Source organism: Streptomyces sp. 4N124, assembly GCF_052245395.1.
In the GTDB taxonomy this organism is placed as follows: Bacteria; Actinomycetota; Actinomycetes; order Streptomycetales; family Streptomycetaceae; genus Streptomyces.
Genome location: NZ_JBQQBS010000022.1, coordinates 1 through 17,327, shown reverse-complemented (window position 1 = coordinate 17,327; position 17,327 = coordinate 1). Strand labels below are relative to the sequence as shown.

General features: G+C 69.7%; 13 protein-coding genes and 1 pseudogene. 6 read left to right on the top strand and 8 right to left on the bottom strand.

All coding sequences use genetic code 11. The features are described from left to right. Positions 1-33 precede the first annotated feature (33 nt). Positions 34-2,511 carry a SpoIIE family protein phosphatase gene (locus ACTWQO_RS22560; protein WP_443239147.1) on the top strand — a complete coding sequence of 826 codons (2,478 nt, stop codon included), beginning with the start codon at positions 34-36 and terminating at the stop codon, positions 2,509-2,511. A 12-nt stretch (positions 2,512-2,523) separates the two neighbouring features. Here ACTWQO_RS22560 and ACTWQO_RS22555 read toward each other — a convergent pair whose 3' ends face one another. From ACTWQO_RS22555 to ACTWQO_RS22540, 4 genes are all read right to left on the bottom strand, one after another. After that, entirely contained in the window at positions 2,524-4,833 is a 2,310-nt protein-coding gene (locus tag ACTWQO_RS22555) for a beta-L-arabinofuranosidase domain-containing protein (RefSeq protein WP_443239146.1), read from the bottom strand. 51 nt (positions 4,834-4,884) lie between these two features. Then, positions 4,885-6,264, bottom strand: a complete 1,380-nt coding sequence (locus tag ACTWQO_RS22550) for an RICIN domain-containing protein (RefSeq protein ID WP_443239145.1) — start codon at positions 6,262-6,264, stop codon at positions 4,885-4,887. Between the two features lie 137 nt (positions 6,265-6,401). Next, complete coding sequence (locus ACTWQO_RS22545; protein WP_443239144.1) at positions 6,402-6,677, bottom strand: hypothetical protein; 276 nt, start codon at positions 6,675-6,677, stop codon at positions 6,402-6,404. After that, positions 6,674-7,504, bottom strand: a complete 831-nt coding sequence (locus ACTWQO_RS22540; RefSeq protein ID WP_443239143.1) for a phytanoyl-CoA dioxygenase family protein — start codon at positions 7,502-7,504, stop codon at positions 6,674-6,676. Before ACTWQO_RS22540 ends, ACTWQO_RS22545 begins: the two co-directional genes overlap by 4 nt. Before the next feature lie 73 nt (positions 7,505-7,577). Here ACTWQO_RS22540 and ACTWQO_RS22535 point away from each other — a divergent pair, with 73 nt between their 5' ends. Both ACTWQO_RS22535 and ACTWQO_RS22530 read left to right on the top strand, forming a co-directional pair. Beyond that, positions 7,578-8,363, top strand: a complete 786-nt coding sequence (locus ACTWQO_RS22535; RefSeq protein WP_443239142.1) for a helix-turn-helix domain-containing protein — start codon at positions 7,578-7,580, stop codon at positions 8,361-8,363. 237 nt (positions 8,364-8,600) lie between these two features. Further along, entirely contained in the window at positions 8,601-8,762 is a 162-nt protein-coding gene (locus ACTWQO_RS22530; RefSeq protein ID WP_443239141.1) for a hypothetical protein, read from the top strand. A 157-nt stretch (positions 8,763-8,919) separates the two neighbouring features. Here ACTWQO_RS22530 and ACTWQO_RS22525 read toward each other — a convergent pair whose 3' ends face one another. Then, positions 8,920-10,146, bottom strand: coding sequence for a DUF418 domain-containing protein (locus ACTWQO_RS22525; RefSeq protein WP_443239140.1), 1,227 nt, complete (start codon positions 10,144-10,146; stop codon positions 8,920-8,922). A 267-nt stretch (positions 10,147-10,413) separates the two neighbouring features. Between ACTWQO_RS22525 and ACTWQO_RS22520 the strand changes: the two are divergent. From ACTWQO_RS22520 to ACTWQO_RS22510, 3 genes and pseudogenes are all read left to right on the top strand, one after another. Then, positions 10,414-10,658: pseudogene (locus ACTWQO_RS22520) on the top strand (LuxR C-terminal-related transcriptional regulator); the annotation flags it as partial. Next, the gene (locus tag ACTWQO_RS22515) at positions 10,655-11,773 is read left to right on the top strand and encodes a sensor histidine kinase (protein WP_443239139.1); all 1,119 of its coding nucleotides are present in this window, start codon (positions 10,655-10,657) and stop codon (positions 11,771-11,773) included. The pseudogene ACTWQO_RS22520 and the gene ACTWQO_RS22515, both read left to right, overlap by 4 nt. Before the next feature lie 92 nt (positions 11,774-11,865). Next, complete coding sequence (locus ACTWQO_RS22510; RefSeq protein WP_443239138.1) at positions 11,866-12,927, top strand: AraC family transcriptional regulator; 1,062 nt, start codon at positions 11,866-11,868, stop codon at positions 12,925-12,927. A 26-nt stretch (positions 12,928-12,953) separates the two neighbouring features. Here ACTWQO_RS22510 and ACTWQO_RS22505 read toward each other — a convergent pair whose 3' ends face one another. From ACTWQO_RS22505 to ACTWQO_RS22495, 3 genes are read right to left on the bottom strand one after another with little or no spacing between them, the layout of a single operon-like run. Beyond that, a complete protein-coding gene (locus tag ACTWQO_RS22505) occupies positions 12,954-14,384 on the bottom strand; it encodes an aldehyde dehydrogenase family protein (protein WP_443239137.1) in 1,431 nt (476 codons plus the stop codon). Then, positions 14,381-15,259, bottom strand: a complete 879-nt coding sequence (locus ACTWQO_RS22500) for an SDR family NAD(P)-dependent oxidoreductase (protein WP_443239136.1) — start codon at positions 15,257-15,259, stop codon at positions 14,381-14,383. The genes ACTWQO_RS22505 and ACTWQO_RS22500 overlap by 4 nt, the downstream gene beginning before the upstream one ends. After that, positions 15,256-16,602, bottom strand: coding sequence for a flavin-containing monooxygenase (locus ACTWQO_RS22495; RefSeq protein WP_443239135.1), 1,347 nt, complete (start codon positions 16,600-16,602; stop codon positions 15,256-15,258). The genes ACTWQO_RS22500 and ACTWQO_RS22495 overlap by 4 nt, the downstream gene beginning before the upstream one ends. Positions 16,603-17,327 lie beyond the last annotated feature (725 nt).

The window sequence follows — 17,327 nt, the reverse complement described above, 5'->3', positions numbered from 1 at the left end:
TAGGCTGGAAGCAGCCGCTGGAAACCAGCCTTGATGGGCAGGGCTGTCCGGACGGAGGCGTGGCGCGTGGAGATGGCCGGCAAGCAGGACGCGCCCACTGCCGTTGTCGTGGTGGACCCGGACGGCATGGTGAGCGGCTGGAGCGAGGGGGGCCGGCTGCTGCTGGGCTGGACGGCGCAGGACACCGTCGGCCGCCCCGTGACCGACCTGCTGGTCGATCCCCCGCCACCCGGCTTCCCCGAGGGCTACGGCGTCGGCCCCGACCCCACGGGGTACATCCCCCTGCGCCACCGGGACGGTTCCACGGTGGACGCCGTGGTGACGGCTCACCCGCTGTTCGGCCCCGCCGGGCGGGCGCCGGGGCACGTGGTGACCGTCCAGCGCTGGGGACGCCGCCCGGTGATCGCCGACCGGGCCTTCGAGCAGTCTCCCTTCGCACTGGGCGTCTACGACCCTGAGCTGCGGTTCCTGTGGATCAACGCCTCCTCGGGCCGGGTGATCGCGCACTCCGAGGAGCAGGTGCTCGGCAAGAAGTACCGCGAGGTGTTGCCCGAATTCGACCGCGAGCTGTTTCCCGAAAGGGACGACAAGCCCTACACCGACAAGCTCGCCGAGGTGGCGAGGACGGGCGAGCCCGCGCGTCTCATCACCGTCTTCCGCCCGCTCGGCAGTAACTACGCCAACGCCTGGGCCACCAGCATCTGGCCCGTCCGGGATGGGGAGGGCAGGGTCCGCGCGGTCGCCAACTGGGGATTCGACATGAGCGCCGAGTACTGGGCTCGACAGCGCCTGCTCCTGCTCAACGAGGCCACCCGTGGCATCGGCCGGACACTCGACGTGATCGGCACCGCCCAGGAACTGGCCAGGACCCCCGTGCCGGGATTCGTCGACCTCGTCACCGTGGATCTCTTCGACGAGGTGCTGCGCGGAGAGGAACCGCCCTCCGCGTCCACGTTCGCCCCCGGCGAGACCATCGTGCTCAGCCGTGCCGCCCGGCACAGCGTGAGGGAGGACACCGACCGGGCTGACGGGCCCACGACTCCGGTCAGCCACACTCCCGGATCCGTCGCCGCCCGCTGCCTGGCCACCGGCAGGTCCACGGTCGAGCTCGCCGCTGAGCCCGGCCAGGGCGGCGAATGGGCTTTCGGGCCCGGGCTCGCCGCCGACCCGGCGCACTGGCCGCCGGGCAACCCGTTGACCGACGGGTCCATCGCCGCGGAGGGCCTGACCGGCCGGATCACCGTGCCGCTCCGGGCACGCGGCGCGCTGCTCGGCGTCGTCGCCTTCTCCCGCCGCGACCGGCCCGAGGCCTTCACCGCCGACGACCTGATCCTCGCCGAAGAGCTGACCGCCAAGGCAGCCGTCGCCATAGACAACGCCCGCCGGTACTCGCGCGAGCGCACGACCGCGCTGACCCTGCAACGCAGCCTGCTGCCGCAGGGGCTGCCGAACCAGGAGGCGGTCGACGTGGCATCCCGCTATCTGCCCGGTGGGACCGGCGCGGAAGTGGGTGGTGACTGGTTCGACGTCATTCCGCTGTCCGGCGCCCGGGTCGCCCTGGTCGTCGGGGATATCGTCGGCCACGGTCTGCACGCCTCGGCCGGCATGGGCCGGCTGCGCACGGCGGTCCGCACCCTCGCCGACGTCGACCTGCCGCCGGACGAACTGCTGACCCACCTGGACGACCTGGTCCTCCACCTCGCCAGCGACCTCCAGTCCGCCGGCCACTTCCAGCCGACCGGCGAGTCCGGGGCCACCTGCCTGTACACCGTCTACGACCCTGTCTCCCGGCGCTTCACACTGGCGAGCGCCGGCCATCCCCTGCCGCTGATCATCTCCCTCGACGGCACCAGGACACCGGTGCCCGCACAGCCGGGACCGCCGCTCGGCATCGGCGGTCTGCCTTTCGAGGCCACCGAGCTCGAACTGCCCGAGGGCAGCCTGCTCGCCCTCTACACCGACGGCGTGGTGCAGAGCCGCGAGCGCGACGTCGACGAGGGGATCGCCGAACTGCAGCGGGTCCTGAACCACTCGGCCACCTCACTGGAGGCGCTCTGCGACACGGTGATGGACGCCATGCTCCCCGCACGCCGCACCGACGACGCCGCCCTGCTGCTCGCTCGCACGCACGCGCTCGATCCCCACCACGTCGCCGACTGGGACGTAGAGCCCGACCCCTCGCAGGTGCCGCGCGCCAGGAAGTTCGCCGTCGACCAGGTGGACGCCTGGGGCCTGGAGGAGGCCTCATTCGTCACCGAACTGGTCGTCAGCGAGCTGGTCACCAACGCCATCAGATACGGCGAACCGCCGATCAGGCTGCGGCTGATTCGCGATACGTCCCTGATCTGCGAGGTCTCCGACGCCAGCAACACCGCTCCGCACCTGCGCCGGGCCCGCGCCTTCGACGAGGGCGGCCGGGGCCTGTTGCTCGTGGCCCAGCTCACCCAGGGGTGGGGCACCCGGCACACCACCAACGGCAAGACGATCTGGTGTGCGCAGACCCTCCCCTAGTCCCTCAAGGCGCTAGTCCCGCAAGATGCGCCACCGGTTGTCGGCTGTGCCATTGTCCGAGTCCTGGACTGCGAACGCGCCGACAGCGGTGGAGTTGTTCGCGATGGCGAGCAACTTGCCGCTGTGCACGTTGCGGATCTTGTAGGTCCCGTCTCCCTGGTCCAGCAGCGTCCATCTGTGGTCGGCGGTGCCGGTGTCCGACCACTGCAGGACGGTCGCGCCGTCGGCCGTGGACATGTCCTGGACGCCGAGCACCTTGCCGCTGTGGGCATTGCGGAAGCGGACCGCGTTTCCGTCGGTGATCAATTGCCAGTTGTGGTCGGCGGTGCCCGAGTCGTTCCACTGCAGAGCGCGGCCACCGTCGGCCGTGGACATGTCCTGGATGCCCAGCACCAGACCGCTGCCCACGTTGGCGAGACGGACGGTGGCGCCGGTGTTCCAGTAGACGGTGTAGTTGTGGCCGTGCGCGTCGTGGAACGGGCCCAGGTTGACGGTGGAGCCGTTGGCGGTGGCGGTGAAGGCGAGCGAGCTGCCACTGGTCCGTGTGATGGAGGACGTGTTCAGCGATGGGAGGGAGCTGAGCGAGGAGTTGCCGTAGTTGCCGGACAGGACCACCGGGCCGTAGGTGATCGCGGCGACGTTCGCGTTGTCGTTGGCCGCTCGCATGACGATCCGCATGGGCAGGCGGACGGTGACCGTGTCGCCGGAGGTCCAGGAGCGGCTCAGAGTGGCGTAGCTGCCGGGTGTGGTGATGATGCTCTGCGCCGTACCGTTGACGCTGATGGTGGCCCCGGTGGTCCAGCTCGGGATGCGGATGCGCATCGCCCAGGTGCCGCTGACGTTGCCGGTGACGTGCAGGGTCGTGGTGTCGCTGATCGGGTACGACGTGGTCTGGGTGACTGTGATGCCGCGCTCCGACCAGTTGAGCACCGACGGCACGAACAGGTTCACGATCAGTGTGTTGTCACTGTGGAAGTAGATGGAGTCCATCAGCCTGGTGTGCATCTCCAGGCCCGTGCCCTGGCAGCACCAGAAGGTGCCGTAGTCGGTGCTCCAGGTGCCGCCGCCCCACGCCGGGCCCACACCGCGTCGGCCGCCCGGGTTGAGCGGGGTGAAGTAGGTGACGTGGCCGTGGTCGTCGGCCGGGTTCTGCTGGCCGATCATCTGGTTGAGCCACGCCCGCTCGTAGTAGTCGAACAGCGCGGCCCGGTTCGGGTCCAGCGCGAACAACTCCCGGGTGAGGGTGAGCATGTTGAAGGTGTTGCAGCTTTCACAGGTGTCCTGGTTCAGGTAGCCGGCGATGGCGTTCGGGGCGCGGAAGTGCTCCGCCTGGCTGTTGCCGCCGATGGCATAGGTGTGCGTGTTGACGCAGATGTTCCAGGCGTTGGTGGCGATGTCCCGGTAGCGGGTGGTGCCGGTGGCCTTGTACTCCCGGGCGGCTCCGATCCACTTGGGTACCTGGGTGTTGGCGTGCAGTCCGTTGAGCTGGTCCTGGTTGGAGGCCAGCGGGTCGAACACCGCGGCGTGGTCGAACCGCCGGGCGACGGTGAGCCACCGCGCGTCGCCTGTCTGCTGGTAGAGATCGGTCAGCACGGTGTTCATGCCGCCGAACTCGGTTTGCAGCATGGTCTGCATCTGCTGGCCGCTCAGCCGGCCGGTGCGCCAGTCGACCCATCCCGCCAGGGCGAGCAGCACGTCACGGGCTTGTGTGCTGCCTATGTGGCGCCATACGTCCAGCAGGCCGACGAGGGTCTTGTGGATGGTGTAGTACGGCACGTTGCCGTTGCTCAGGGTCCGCTGTTCGAGAGCGGTGAAGTCGGACTCGGGGTAGCCGGAGAGGTACCCGGCGCTGAAACCGGCGGCGCTGTTGTTGGCCTGGCATTTGGCCAACTCGGCGACCATGTACGTTGCCTTGTCCCGGCAGGTGGTGTCTCCGGTCACGGCGTACAGCTGGGCCCATGCCGTGAGGAAGTGCCCTTGGACGTGGGTGCGGAAGGGGAAGTCCGGCGCGTCCCAACCGCCGCCCGCAGCCGCGCCGTTGGTGGACAGCCGGTGGTTGGCGCGGAAGTTGTACAGCAGCCGGTCCACATCGACGAACCGCAGGTAGTTCCGCGTACGGTTCTGGTTGTCCAGCCACCGGCTGGCGGTGAGCCGGACCTGGTCGAGTGCGAAGGGGTGCGCGGAGACCCCGATGTCGGCTCTTGCGGGTGGGATGGAAGCCGCTCGGGCGGGAGAACTGCCGATGAGGGAACCGGTGGCAGAGGCGGCGACGGTGGCCCCGGCTACTTGCAGGAGGCGCCGTCTGCTGACGGAGGAAGACATCTTGCACCTCTTTCCGTTGGGGGGAAGAGCGGTGAACGGTGGTCGGTGCCGTCACCAACCTGTCGGCAGACCGGCGATGAACGAGGTCAGCCGGTCGGCGATGAGCCGGTCGTCACGGGCCGAGTAGTGCCAGTCGCAGCCGAGGAGATCCAGGCCCGAGTCGTCGAGGAACCAGTAGCGGACCCCGCTGTCACCGGCGTCGTTGCGTGCCTTGACCACCTGCTGGACATGTCCGGCGTACTGGCCGGCGCCGACTGCCACGATGGTCGTCCCGGCCCCGTAGCGCGTACGCAGCTTCTGGAGGAACTCGCCGTAGGCGCTGCGGTAGCCGGCCGCGAGGCTGTCGGGCGTCCACGGCTCACCGGGGTTGACTGTGGTCGAGAAGTCGTTGGTGCCGAGGTTGACCACCACGACCTGGGGGCGCCAGGTGCCCGGGTTCTGCCAGACGTCGCCGGACACGTTGAGCAGGGCACGGTCGTAGAAGGTCCGGTACGTGACGTCCGGCCGGCCTCCGTTGTAGTTGCGCACCATGCCGAGGCCCGAGTAGCCGTTGATCTGGTAGTCGGCGTTCAGTTGCCGGGCGGTGAGGGCGCTGTAGCTCACATCGGAGTTGGTGTTCCGCTTGAGCTGGTCCGAGGTGCAGGTGCGGGAGGCCGAGAGGTTGCCGTAGCCCACCGTGAGGGAGTCACCGATGAACTCGATCTGTCGGCTGCGGGGAGCCGGTTTGCTCAGTACGGCACCGCCGGGCGCCGCGACGAAACCTCCGAACGTGCTGGTGTCCCCCGGGGTGTCGTTGCGCTTGACGACCCGGACGGTGTGCCTGCGGTCCTTCAGTCCGTTGATCCAGTGCGTGGTGTTGCCGGGTGTCACGAGCGTGGCGACAGTGGCTCCGTCGATCTGGACGTCGTAGTCGGCGGCCGAGTCGTTGAGCACGATGCCCACACCGGTGCCCCTGACAGTGCCCTCGAAGTACACACCGGGCCAGCTGTACTGCACCGTGTTCCCGGCGTCCTTGACCCGCCCCGCGGTGTGCGCCTGCGACAACACCCCCGACGCGCGGACCAGTTGCCACTGCTGGTTGGCGCCGCCCCCATGGCTCCACTGCGCGATGTCCGCGTGGTCGGCGGCGGAGTTGTTGCGGACGTCCAGCACCTTGCCCGAGTGCTGCGCCTTCAGCCGGTAGTAGCCACCGCCCGAGTCGACGAACTGGAACCGCTGATTGGCGCCGTCATGGAGGGTCCACTGCGACAGGCCGGCCCCGTCGGCGGTGCTCGCGCCCGCCACATCGAGCGCCTTGCCGCTGCCACGATTGAGCAGCGCGTACCACGCGCTCGTATCCACAGTGGCCGCCTGCGCCGTCCCAGCAGCGCCAAGTCCGGTCAGCAGCGCCGCCATCAAGGCGGTCACCGCGGCGAGCACCCCCGTACGCATGCCACATCGGCGCCACGGAACCCTGAGTGTCATGTACATGCCCTTCACCGGGTCTCCCACTTCCGGCGCACACCATATTGTCGAAGCGCTTCGAAGAGAACCGTGCGGACCAAGGCAGCAGCAGTTCCGGCACCGGCTCAAGCGCTGGCGCTGTCCTCCACCTTCTCGAAGAAGAACTCGTGCTTGAGGAAGGAGACGTCGTACTCGTGGCCGGGCTGCGGCGGCAGGAGTTGGGAGGCCTGGAACAGGCGCCAGCCGTCGTGCAGCGCGGCAAGGCCCGTGGGGTAGGGCGGTTCGTCACTGTCACCGGTCGTCGGACGGGTCCGGCCGGTCCCGTCGTATCGGGACCAGCCCACGACGTCGGAGTCCAGCGCCGACGTCGCGAGATAGAGGACCAGAACCTGCTGCCTCATGCGTGACTCCCCAGGGTCGGCCGGTTGGTGACGCGCGTGACCCAGTACTCGACATCGAACGAGTCGTCACCGGTCAGGGCCCGCCACAGCAGGACCCGGTTGTAGATCTCCAGTCGGGCCGCAGCCCACTCGTACCAGGGGAAATACGTGTTGAGCTCCGCGGTCACCGCAGGGTCGTGCAGATCGGAGACGTCCCACAGACGCACCTGCGGCACGGTCGGGTTGAGGCGGAGTTTGTACATGTAGCGACGGCTCGCGGTGTCGTTGCGGCGGCCACCGTGCCAGATGCCGTGGTGGACGAGAACGACCGTGCCTGCCGGGCAGGTCAGACGGGTCTGCCCCCTGAGGTTCTGGACGCGGCCGATGTCCGTCTCGTTGATCCTGCGCAGATGGCTTCCGGGCACACTGAGCGTGCCGCCCATCTCGGCGGTCACCTCGTGCGGGTAGTACATGAGCTGGATGTCGAACGCGTCCGGCCGTACGTCGATGATCGCGTCGCCGTGGAGCGGCTGCGCGTGTCCCTCATGCGGCTCGCGTACATGCACCGCCTGGTGGTCGACGGTCGGCTCGGGTCCGACCAGGCTCTCGACGGCGCCGGCGACGACCGGCAGGGCGAGCAGCTCGTGGACGAAGGTGTCCTTCGCGAACGCCCCGCCCAGCGGAGTGCCGTAGGACACTTCCGGCAGGCCCTCGTTCAAGGCCGCGATGGCCCGTTCGTTGATTTCCTGCGGCACCACCCCGTCCAGGCGCAGAAATCCCTGCGCGACGAAACGCGCCACCTGAACCGATGTCAGGAGTTGCTTGCTGGTTGACGTGCTGGTTGACATGCGACGAACGTACGTGCCCGGTCCGGATCGGTCGTGGGCTGAAATCGTCCAGTGCTGGTAATTTTCCGTCCTCGTGAAACACGCGACAGTACGGATCGACGAGGCGCCCACCGTGGTCGGTGCCGGCATCGGGGTGCACGGCGTCTCCACCGCCCACGAGGTCTTCCGGCTGCCCGACCTGTGGCAGCTGCACCTCTACAACTACGAGGGCGCTCTCTCCCTCGGGCAGTCGGTCCACCCCATCCGCCCCGGCCACGTCAGTCTGGTGCCGCCGAACACGGAGGTGCACTTCCACTACCGGGGCAGGTCGGAGCATTTCTACGTCCATCTGCGGCTGCACGACGGCGGAACCGCGCGGGTGGTGCCGGTGATGCAGGACGCCGCGGCCGAGAGCACCCACCTGGCCGACCTGCTCCGCCACGCCGTGACGGCCATGCCGACTTCTCCCCCGCGAGCCGCGGCCGAGGTCTGGACCGCTCTGTGGCGCATCGCCGAGTTGCCGAGGGGCGAGGGAGCCGGGCGCCGCCACCCCTTCGTGGCCGCCGCACAGGCCTACGTGGAGGAACACCTGGCCGACCCGTTGTCCGTACCGGACATCGCTCGTGCCGTCGGAATCTCCCACACACATCTGACGCGCGTGTTCCGAGCCGACACCGGCCGCACGGTCGTGTCGTACATCCGGCACCGACGCCTGCAACGCGCCCGCCACCTCCTGTTGTCCTCCACCCTGTCCATCACCGCCATCGCCGCGGCCGTGGGCATCGCCGATCTCCAGGCCTTCAACAAGGCCTGCCGCCGTGAACTCGGGGCGAGCCCGCGTGACGTACGCGCGGCGGCCGTGTCTGTGCCTCGCCTGTGAATGACGGCAACCTCCTGCCCGATCCCCGAAGAAACGTCGTGGGGCCGGCCCCGCACCACCAAAGCCCTGCTGGACGAGGTCCGCGCCCAGGGCTTCAGAAGCATCCGCCACCGAGCACGAGGCGGACCCGCTTCGACGCGACCTGAACACGTCCTTCCACAGCATCGTGCGCACGTCGGGAGGCAACAACAAGAACCGTCTGCTCATGCTGCCCACCGAGGTCTGCACACCGGAGGCATGGAACGCGGCGAGATGCTGAAGTACTTCGAGGCGCTCGGCCACACCGCCCGCGCCAACAAGGTCACCACCGTCCTGTGGGGCCACGGTTCCTTCTACGACCACGGCAAGCTCCGGTGGAAGGACTCCGGGAGTTCCGGGGTGATGTGCCGGCGACGATGAAGGCCGAGTACGCCGAAGGCGGCAACGCCGGTCCGACCAGCTGGACGCCGTACCAGCAGTTCAACACCGCCTTCGAGCTGGAGCGGTGCCAGCGTGACGTACCACGTGGCCCAGTCGGGAAGCACGGTGACCGGCACGACGTCCTGAGCCGCCCTGTTCAGCGGACGTGGCGCGCGATGCCGGTCGCCCTGCCCATCAGCCATTCGAGCGGCCCGCGCTGGAAGAAGCGGGACCAGATGGTGGCGAGGACGGTGATGGAGGCGATGAAGCCGAGCAGGACGTACAAGGGCTGGCCGGTCAGGGTCAGTTCTTCCGTGTCCAGAAGCCAGATGGCGACGATGTGGTAGACGTACGCCGTCAGCGACATCGAGCCGACCGCGATGACGGGCCCCGCCAGGCGGTGCAGCCGTGGGAAGGCGTCCATGGCGGACAGGCACGCGGTGATCACCAGGATCGCCACACCGGTGGCGGCCGCGATGGACAGGGTCGCCTCGCTGTGCGGGGCGGAGGCCAGCATCCCGGCGGGGGTGTCGCCGAAGATGCCGATGCTGTCGGGCGATACGGACGACATGGACGACATGCCCGATCCACTTTCGGCTTCCCGGACGGCCTCGGCGGCACCGGGTACGAGACGCACCGCCAGCCAGGAGCCGCCGTAGCCGGTGACGGCGAGGGCGACGCCGGTGAAGGCGAGGCGTATGCGTACGGCGGTGGCGGCCAGGTCGCAGCGGGCGACAGCCATACCGGCGATGACGAACGGGACCCAGGTCAGGGCGGGGTAGCCGCCGGTGAAGAACAGCGAGACGGGGCCGTCGGCCTGGCCGTAGGAGAGGAATACGCGGCCGCCGACCACCGGCTTCAGCGCGTAGAGCAGTTGCGGGCCCACCAGGGCCCAGCCCACCGCGATCAGCGCCAGCGGCTTGGCGCCCAGCCGGTACAGCGGGAGCACGAGCAGGAAGAACAGTCCGTAGAAGGCGAGGATCGGCACGACCGGGGTGCCGGTCAAGGTCAGGGCGGTACCGAGGGCGATCAGGATCACGGCCCGGATGATCACCTTGGCGACGGCCTGGCGTCCGGCCGACCCGGTTTTCGGCGTGCGAAGCCCGGTGATGAGGGCGACCGCGAAGCCGGCCAGGACGGCGAACAGGGCGGAGGAGCGGCCTTGCGCCAGCTCCATCAGGAAGCCGATGACACCGTCCTGGCCCGGGGCCGGGCCCACATGGACCGCGTACATACCGAAGACGGCCAGGCCACGGGCCAGGTCCAGCCCGACCAGCCGGCCCACGCCCGGCACGCCGGGCACACCGTTCGGGTGTTCGCCGGGCTCGCGTGCGGGAGACGGTACGTCGGCCGGAAGCAGCGGGGGGTCTGGGTGCTGTGTCATGCAACTCAGGCTGGAGACCGGGCCGTTCACGGAGTATCCGGCAGAAGGCTGCGGTGTCCCCGCCGACCGGAGGGTGATACTCCGCCGGGTGGCTGGAGCCGTCGCTTGCCGGGCCACCGGGGCCCCGCCGCGCCTTAGGGTCGAGCGGCAGGGGCTGGACGGCATGGACGAAGGTCAGGCGGAGCGCGCGTGAACCGGGTGGTGCGGGTAGCGGTGGTGGACGACGAGGCACTGGTCCGGTCGGGCTTCGCGCTCATCCTGGGCGCGTCCGGCGCGACCGGTTTCCTGCTCAAGGACACCGAACCGGACCAACTCGCCCAGCTGGTCCGCACGTTGGCGGCGGGCGGGGTGGTTCTGTCCCCCAAGGCGTCGCCGACATCGGGGCACGCATCCACCTGGGTGCCGGCACAGTGAAGGACCACGTCAGCGCGATCCTCACGAAGCTGCGGGTGACCAGCCGAGCGCAGGCCGGGCTGCTGGACGAGCGCCCGCGGTCGGAGGCCGGTCGATGAGCCGCGCACGCGAGCTGTGGCAGCGTGTGCCCGCGCCGGTCGTCGACATCGTCGTGGTGGTGGCAGCGGCCCTGGACGCGCTGCCCATTCTGTGGGACCACACGCAACGCGGCGTCGCGCCGGCCGCGCTCGGCTGTGCCGCCCTGGCTTTCCGGCGCAGGTTCCCGCTCGGCGTCTTCCTGCTCACCCTGCCGGTCGGGCTGACCCAGTATGTCTCCGTCGCTCCGCTCGTGGCCCTGTTCACCCTGGCCGCACGCTCGCGGAACCGCCCTCTCCTCACCGTGTGTGTCGCCCTGTCCGCAGTCGTGAGCAGCGTTCCGTGGCCCTTGGCAGGCATCGCCGAGTTCGCCCGGACCATGACGCTGATCGACTTCGTGTACGCCCTGGCTACGGCTGTCGCCCCGGTCCTCTTCGGGCAACTCGTCCAGGCGCATGGGGACTTGGCGCGGCGGCTGGCCGAGGTGGAGGAGGCCAGGGAGCACGAGCGGGTGCTGCACGCCCAGGCCGTACTCGCCCGCGAACGCGCCCAACTGGCCCGCGAGATGCACGACGTGGTGTCCCATCAGGTCAGTCTGATCGCCGTACGGGCCGGAGCCCTCCAGGTCGCCACCAAGGAGGCGGACGCCAAAGAGGCCGCCCGCACGATCCGTTCGCTGAGCGTCACCACGCTCGACGAACTGCGCACCATGGTCACACTGCTGCGCGCCTCCGGCGGCCACGCCACGGAGCTGACCCCGCAGCCGACCCTGGCCGACCTGCGCAAACTGGTGGAGTCAAGTGGCACTCACGCGGAGTTGACGGGTGAGCTTCCGCCCGCCGTGGGCACACCCGCCCAGCGGGCCATCTACCGCACGGTCCAGGAGGCCCTGACCAACGCCCGCAAGCACGCCCCCGGTGCCACGGCCTGCGTCGAGCTGTGGCAGGACGGCGACGACGTCGGAGTGACCGTCACCAACAGCCCGCCCACGCGCCCCTCCCTGTCCCTTCCCGGTTCACAGCAGGGCCTGGTCGGTCTGCGGGAACGGGCCGAGATCCTGCACGGCACCCTGGAGGCGGGCTCGACCACGGAGGGCGGCTATCGGGTGCGGCTGCGGATTCCCCTCAGCGCGGACTGACCGGACATGACCCGTACCCCTTCCTGGGCGGCCTCCGGAGAGAACCCTTCTACTGTGTGCGCAGCGATCAACGCCCGGCCACAAGGAACGCCATGTCCGACAGCCCTGCCCCGGCGCAGTCGCCGGGGACCAGCCGCAGCACCTCGGCGACCATCCCGCCGAACATCCTCCGCTGCCTCACCCCGGTCACGGACGGGTACGGAGTCGACCTCCGGCCCGAGTTGAGCCGGGTCGGGCTGGACGAGGCGCTCATGCGCTCGGCGGCGCTGCGGGTCTCCTACCGCCAGGGCAGTGCCGTCATCCGGCGTGCGCTGGAACTCACCGATGACGCTCACCTGGGCCTGCGGGTGGGTGCCGCGCAGCACCTGACCTCGTGGGGTCTCCTGGGGTTCGCCCAGATGGCCGCCGACACGCTGCGGGAGGCCATCGAGACGGGCGTGCGCTTCCAGAACCTGTCCGGGGCGATGGTGGTGTGGTCGGCGGGGCAGGAGCAAGCCGGCCATGTGCTGCGGGCCGAACTGCCCGATCCCGCCCTCGATCCGGCGGTCGCGGTCTTCCTGGCCGAGGAGGCGTTCGCCAGCGTCGTCACCCTCACGCGGCTGAGTTCCGGCGAGGAATTCGCCCCGCGGAGCGTCGAGTTCGCCTTCCCCGCCCCACCCGACGCCGGGCCGTTCACCGAGCTGTTCCGCTGCCCGGTACGGTTCGGCGCCGCGGGGAACCGCTTGGTGTTCCCGACGGTATGGGCCGGACGGCCGATGCCGGGCCGCGACCGGGTCACGTACACCACTGTCGTGGAGCTCCTGGAGGAGCAGGTGGCGTCGAGGCGCGATCAGCAGGACCTGCTGGAGGTACTGGAGATCTCCATCGCGCAGAGCCTGCCCGACGCCCCGTCCTTCGTCGAACAGGCCCGACGGCACGCGTCCAGCGAGCGCACGCTGCGCCGTCGGCTGGCCGAGTGCGGCACGACGTACGAGGCGGTCGTCGACGGCGTGCGCCGCGAGCGGGTCGAGCAGCTGCTGCACCGACCCGAGCTGACGCTGCGTGACATCGCCCGGCAGGCGGGCTTCTCCGACGTGCGAGCACTGCGGCGGGCAGTGCACCGCTGGCACGGGGTGTCCCCCGCCCAGCTGCGCGGAGAGGCCGCGGAACAGTGAACGAGCGCCGCCCACGCGGCACCCCGTCAACGAGTGCGGATCCAGACGGTCTTCTCCCTGGTCCACTGCGCGAAGGCATCGGTGGACTTCTCCGCGCCTCCGAACCCCGACTGCTTCCACCCGCCGAAGGGCGTGGTGATGTCGCCTTCGCTGTACGCGTTGACGGAGACCACTCCGGCTTCGACGCCCCGCGCGAGCCGGAGCGCGGCATCGAGGTCGCGGGTCCACACCGAGGCGGCGAGCCCGTACTCGGTGGCGTTCGCCATTCGCACAGCCTCGTCCTCCGAGGTGAAGGTCTGGACGGTGACGACGGGGCCGAAGAGTTCCTTGGTGAGTACGTCGCTGCCCTCCGGGGCCCGGCTGATCACGGTGGGCGGGTAGTAGGCACCGCGCGGCGGCAGACCGTGCGGCAGCCCACCGGTGTGGATGTGGGCTCCGGCGGAGCGGGCGGCGTCCACCGCCGCCGCGACCCGGTCGAAGGCGGCACGGCTGATGAGCGGCCCCACCTGGGTGCGTGCGTCGGCGGGATCGCCGATGGTGAGGCTTCTCGCGGCGGCGGTGAACCTGTCGAGCACCTCCTCGGCGATGCTGTGGTGGACCAGGACGCGGGAGCCGGCGGTGCAGTTCTGTCCCATGGTCAGGAACGCGGCCTCGATCATGTTGTCGATGAGTTCGTCGCCGTATGCGAGCGCGTCCGGCATCAGGAGCTGGGGGCTCTTGCCGCCCATCTCCAAGGAGACCCGCTTGAAGTTGGTCTCCGCCGCGTCGGTCAGGACGCGGCGTCCGGTGGCGGTGGATCCGGTGAACGACAGTGCGCGCACGAGGGGGTTGCGGGCGAGCGCCGTGCCGGTGACGGTGCCGTGGCCGGGCAGCACGGTGAGCACGCCGTCCGGCAGGCCCGCCTCGGCCGCCAGAGCGGCCAGATGCAAGGTCGAGCGCGGGGTGGCCTCGGCGGGCTTGAGCAGCAGGGAGTTGCCCGCGGCGAGGGCGGGCCCGACCTTCCAGGCGGCCATCGCCAGCGGGTAGTTCCAGGGCAGGATCGCGGCGGCCACCCCGACCGGTTCCCGGCTCACCAGGCCCAGGCTCTCGTGACCGGTGGGGGCTACGCGGCCGAAGACCTTGTCGGCCGCCTCCGCGAACCAGCGCATCGACTCGATCGCCCCGGGCACGTCGCCGGTACGGCACTCCGTGATCGGTTTGCCCGCGTCCTCGCAGTCCAGCTGGGCGAGGAACTCGGCGTCGCGCTCCATGAGTTCGGCCAGGCGCAGCAGGACAGCGGCTCGCTCCCGCGGGGACCGGCCGGCCCAGAGGCCGCTCACGAAGACCTTGTGCGCCCGCTCGGCGGCCAGCGCGACGTCCTGCTCGCTCGCCGCCACCACGGTCGTGATCAGCTCACCTGTCGCGGGATTGACGACGTCGAGCGTCCCCTCGACATCCGTGATGGCCGTCGCGCTCATGCTTCCTCCACCAGTTCCCACCGGCCACCGCCGACCTGGCGGGCCAGTCCCCTGCGGCGCAGGTCCTCCAAATAGCGGGCCATGCCCCGCTCGCCCCGCTTGCGGAACAGCGGGAAGAGCCTGGGCAGCAGATTCGGCGCCAGCATCGCGAACCGCACCAGCCAGGACTCACCGGGTCTGACGTAAGCCTCCAGGCGCGGCTTGTCCAGCAGGCTCACGACCGCCCGGACGACATCGGACGGCTGCTGCGGCGCGTCCTGGAACTGCATGGAGTTCCCGCCCTCGACGGCCTCCTGGCGGAGCATCCGCGTGTCGGTCGCCGACGGCAGCACCGAACCGGCCCTGATGCCCTTGTCCCGCAGGTCAAGGCCGATGGCGAGCATCGCGCCCCGCAGGCCGAACTTGGAGGAGGTGTAGACGGGGGTCTCACCCAGCGGGAAGATCCCGCCGAGGGACACGGTCGTGATCACCCGGGGATCGCCGGAGGCCCGCAGCAGCGGGACGGCGAGCCGGGTGGTGACCAGCGGGGAGACCAGGTTGAGGTCGATCTCCCGCTCGATGCTCTCCACGCTGCGCACGTCGAACCGTTCGGAGCTGGTCATGCCCACGTTGTTCACCAGGGCGTCGATACGGCCGTGGGTGGCCGCGACGCCGTCGAGCATCCGCTCCACCGCGGCGCGGTCCAGCAGGTCGCAGCCCACCCCGGCATGCCCGCTGCCGGGCAGTTCGGCGGCGGTCCGCTTGGCGCGCACCTCGTCGATGTCGACCACGACGAGGCGGGCACCGCCTGCCGCGAAACGGTGGCACAGGGCACTGCCGATGCCTCCGGCGCCGCCGGTCACCAGGATGACCCTGTCATGGAAGTCGTACGTCATGACGCCACCGCCTCCTGTCGCACGGACGTGGCCCGAGGGGGCAGTCCCGCGGTACGCCAGCCCATACCCTCGGCGACCTTGCCGAGGTACTTCACGAAGGCGTCGCTGTGGACGTAGCCGGTGTGGCGTGGTGAGTCGACGAACTTCAGTCCGCCGGACAGGTCCGGCCTGTCGTTGCGGACCATACGGGCGAAGCGCTCGGCGGTCGGCAGCCCTCCCCTCACGTCTCGGATGAAGGAGGCGATCAACTGGGCCTGGGAGTCGAAGAGTTGGTAGGCGCCGGAGTTGGTCTCCACGAAGCCGACGCCGAACAGGCCCTCGTGGTCGCGGGAGAAGGAGGACAGGTAGAGGTCGGGGTGCTGTTCGTCGCCGAAGTACTGCTGCGCGACGGGGACTTTGTGGACGTATCCGGTGGCCAGCAGGATCAGGTCGAAGTCGTCACTGGTGCCGTCGGTGAAGTGCACTGTCCGGCCCTCGGTGCGCGCGATGCCGGGCCTGGCCGTGATGTCCCCGTGCTGGAGGTGGTGGATCAGCAGCGAGTTGATCGCCGGGTGGGTCTCGAACAGCTTGTGGTCGGGCTTTTGCAGACCGAGCTTGCGCGGGTCGCCGTTGACGAGTCGCAGCAGACCGCCGAAGAGCTTCTGCTGCAGCCACATCGGCAGGTGCGGGCCGCCCGCGGCGATCGTGTCCACCGGCCGACCGAACAGGTGCTTGGGTATGAACCAGTAGCCCCGGCGCATACTGATCGCCGCGTGGTCGGCGGACCGCGCCGCATCGCAGGCGATGTCCAGCCCGGAGTTCCCCGCACCCACCACCAGCACCCGCTTGCCCCGCAGTTCGGCGCTGCTGCGGTAGGTGACCGTGTGGCGGACCTCGCCGGTGAACTGGCCGGGCAGGTCGGGGACGTTGGGGTGCCACTGCGACCCCGTGCACACGACGACCTGCCGGTGTTTACTGGTCCGCTCGTCGGCCCGGGTGACCGTCCAGGTGCCGTCCGGGTTCTTCTCCACGCCGCGGACCTCGGTGCCGAACTCGATCCGGTCCCTGAGCCCGTATGCCTCGGCGAACGCCGTCAGATAGGACAGGATCTGCCGGTGCGGCGGGTAGTCGGCGAAGTGGTCCGGCATCGGATAGCCGCCGAAGCCGGAGAGCGACTTGCTGGAGATGAAGTGGGCCGACTCGTACAGCGGGCTGCCCGGGTTGTCGATGTCCCACAGCCCGCCCGGTCCGGTGTGGCGCTCGATGTGCGTGTATGGCAGGTCCCGCTCGGCCAGCGCCCTCGCGACCGCCAGCCCTGCGGGTCCGGCACCGATCACACAGGTGTCGTACTGGTTCTCACTCACCAGCCCGCCTCCTTTCCCCGATCTCATGTGGTGTGGGGAACCTATGCACCGGGCTGCCGGCGGGAACTGACGTCGGCGGCCACGTAGGGGACCACAGCGGCCAGAGACGGGCCGCCGAGCTTCCCGGACACGATCGCCACGCTCGCCGGGGCACTGTGGCGCACCGTGGCGCCGGGCAAGCAGCGCGCGCACGCCCCAACTGCCTGTGACCGCTTGAGGTCAGGAACTTGATCACTCAGTCTGGCGGTCGGCCGGTGAGGAGTGATGAGCTGCCGGGTCTCGGCGAGGTGGTCGAGAACCTGCGGCTCCGGTACGTCGCCGAGCGTTGGCTTCAGCCGCTGTCCCGTGGGCGACTCGGATCATCGCCGCGGCCCTGGTCGTCGGCAGCATCAGCGTGCCGGCCGCCGCCGACGCCATGGCCAGGAAACGCGCGCGGCTGATTCTCACGTGCGCTCTCCTCCCCCTTGGTCCCCCTGGGTCGATACCAGTGTGGGAAGGGGAAGGGCGGGACGGTGTCGGCCGATGGTCCATGGCTCGACGACGAAGGTATGAGGCGGGCTAGTACTGCAACGGTGCTTGTTCTGATTGCTGGGCAGTTTTCAGGGGCTGTGTCCGCGTCGTTTGTAGTGGCTGATACGGGCTTGGTGTTGGCGTCGTCGGCGCCATGTCGACCAGTGCAGGATGTGGTCGATGGGGGTGGGGCGGCGGTCGGTGAGGCGGGTGAT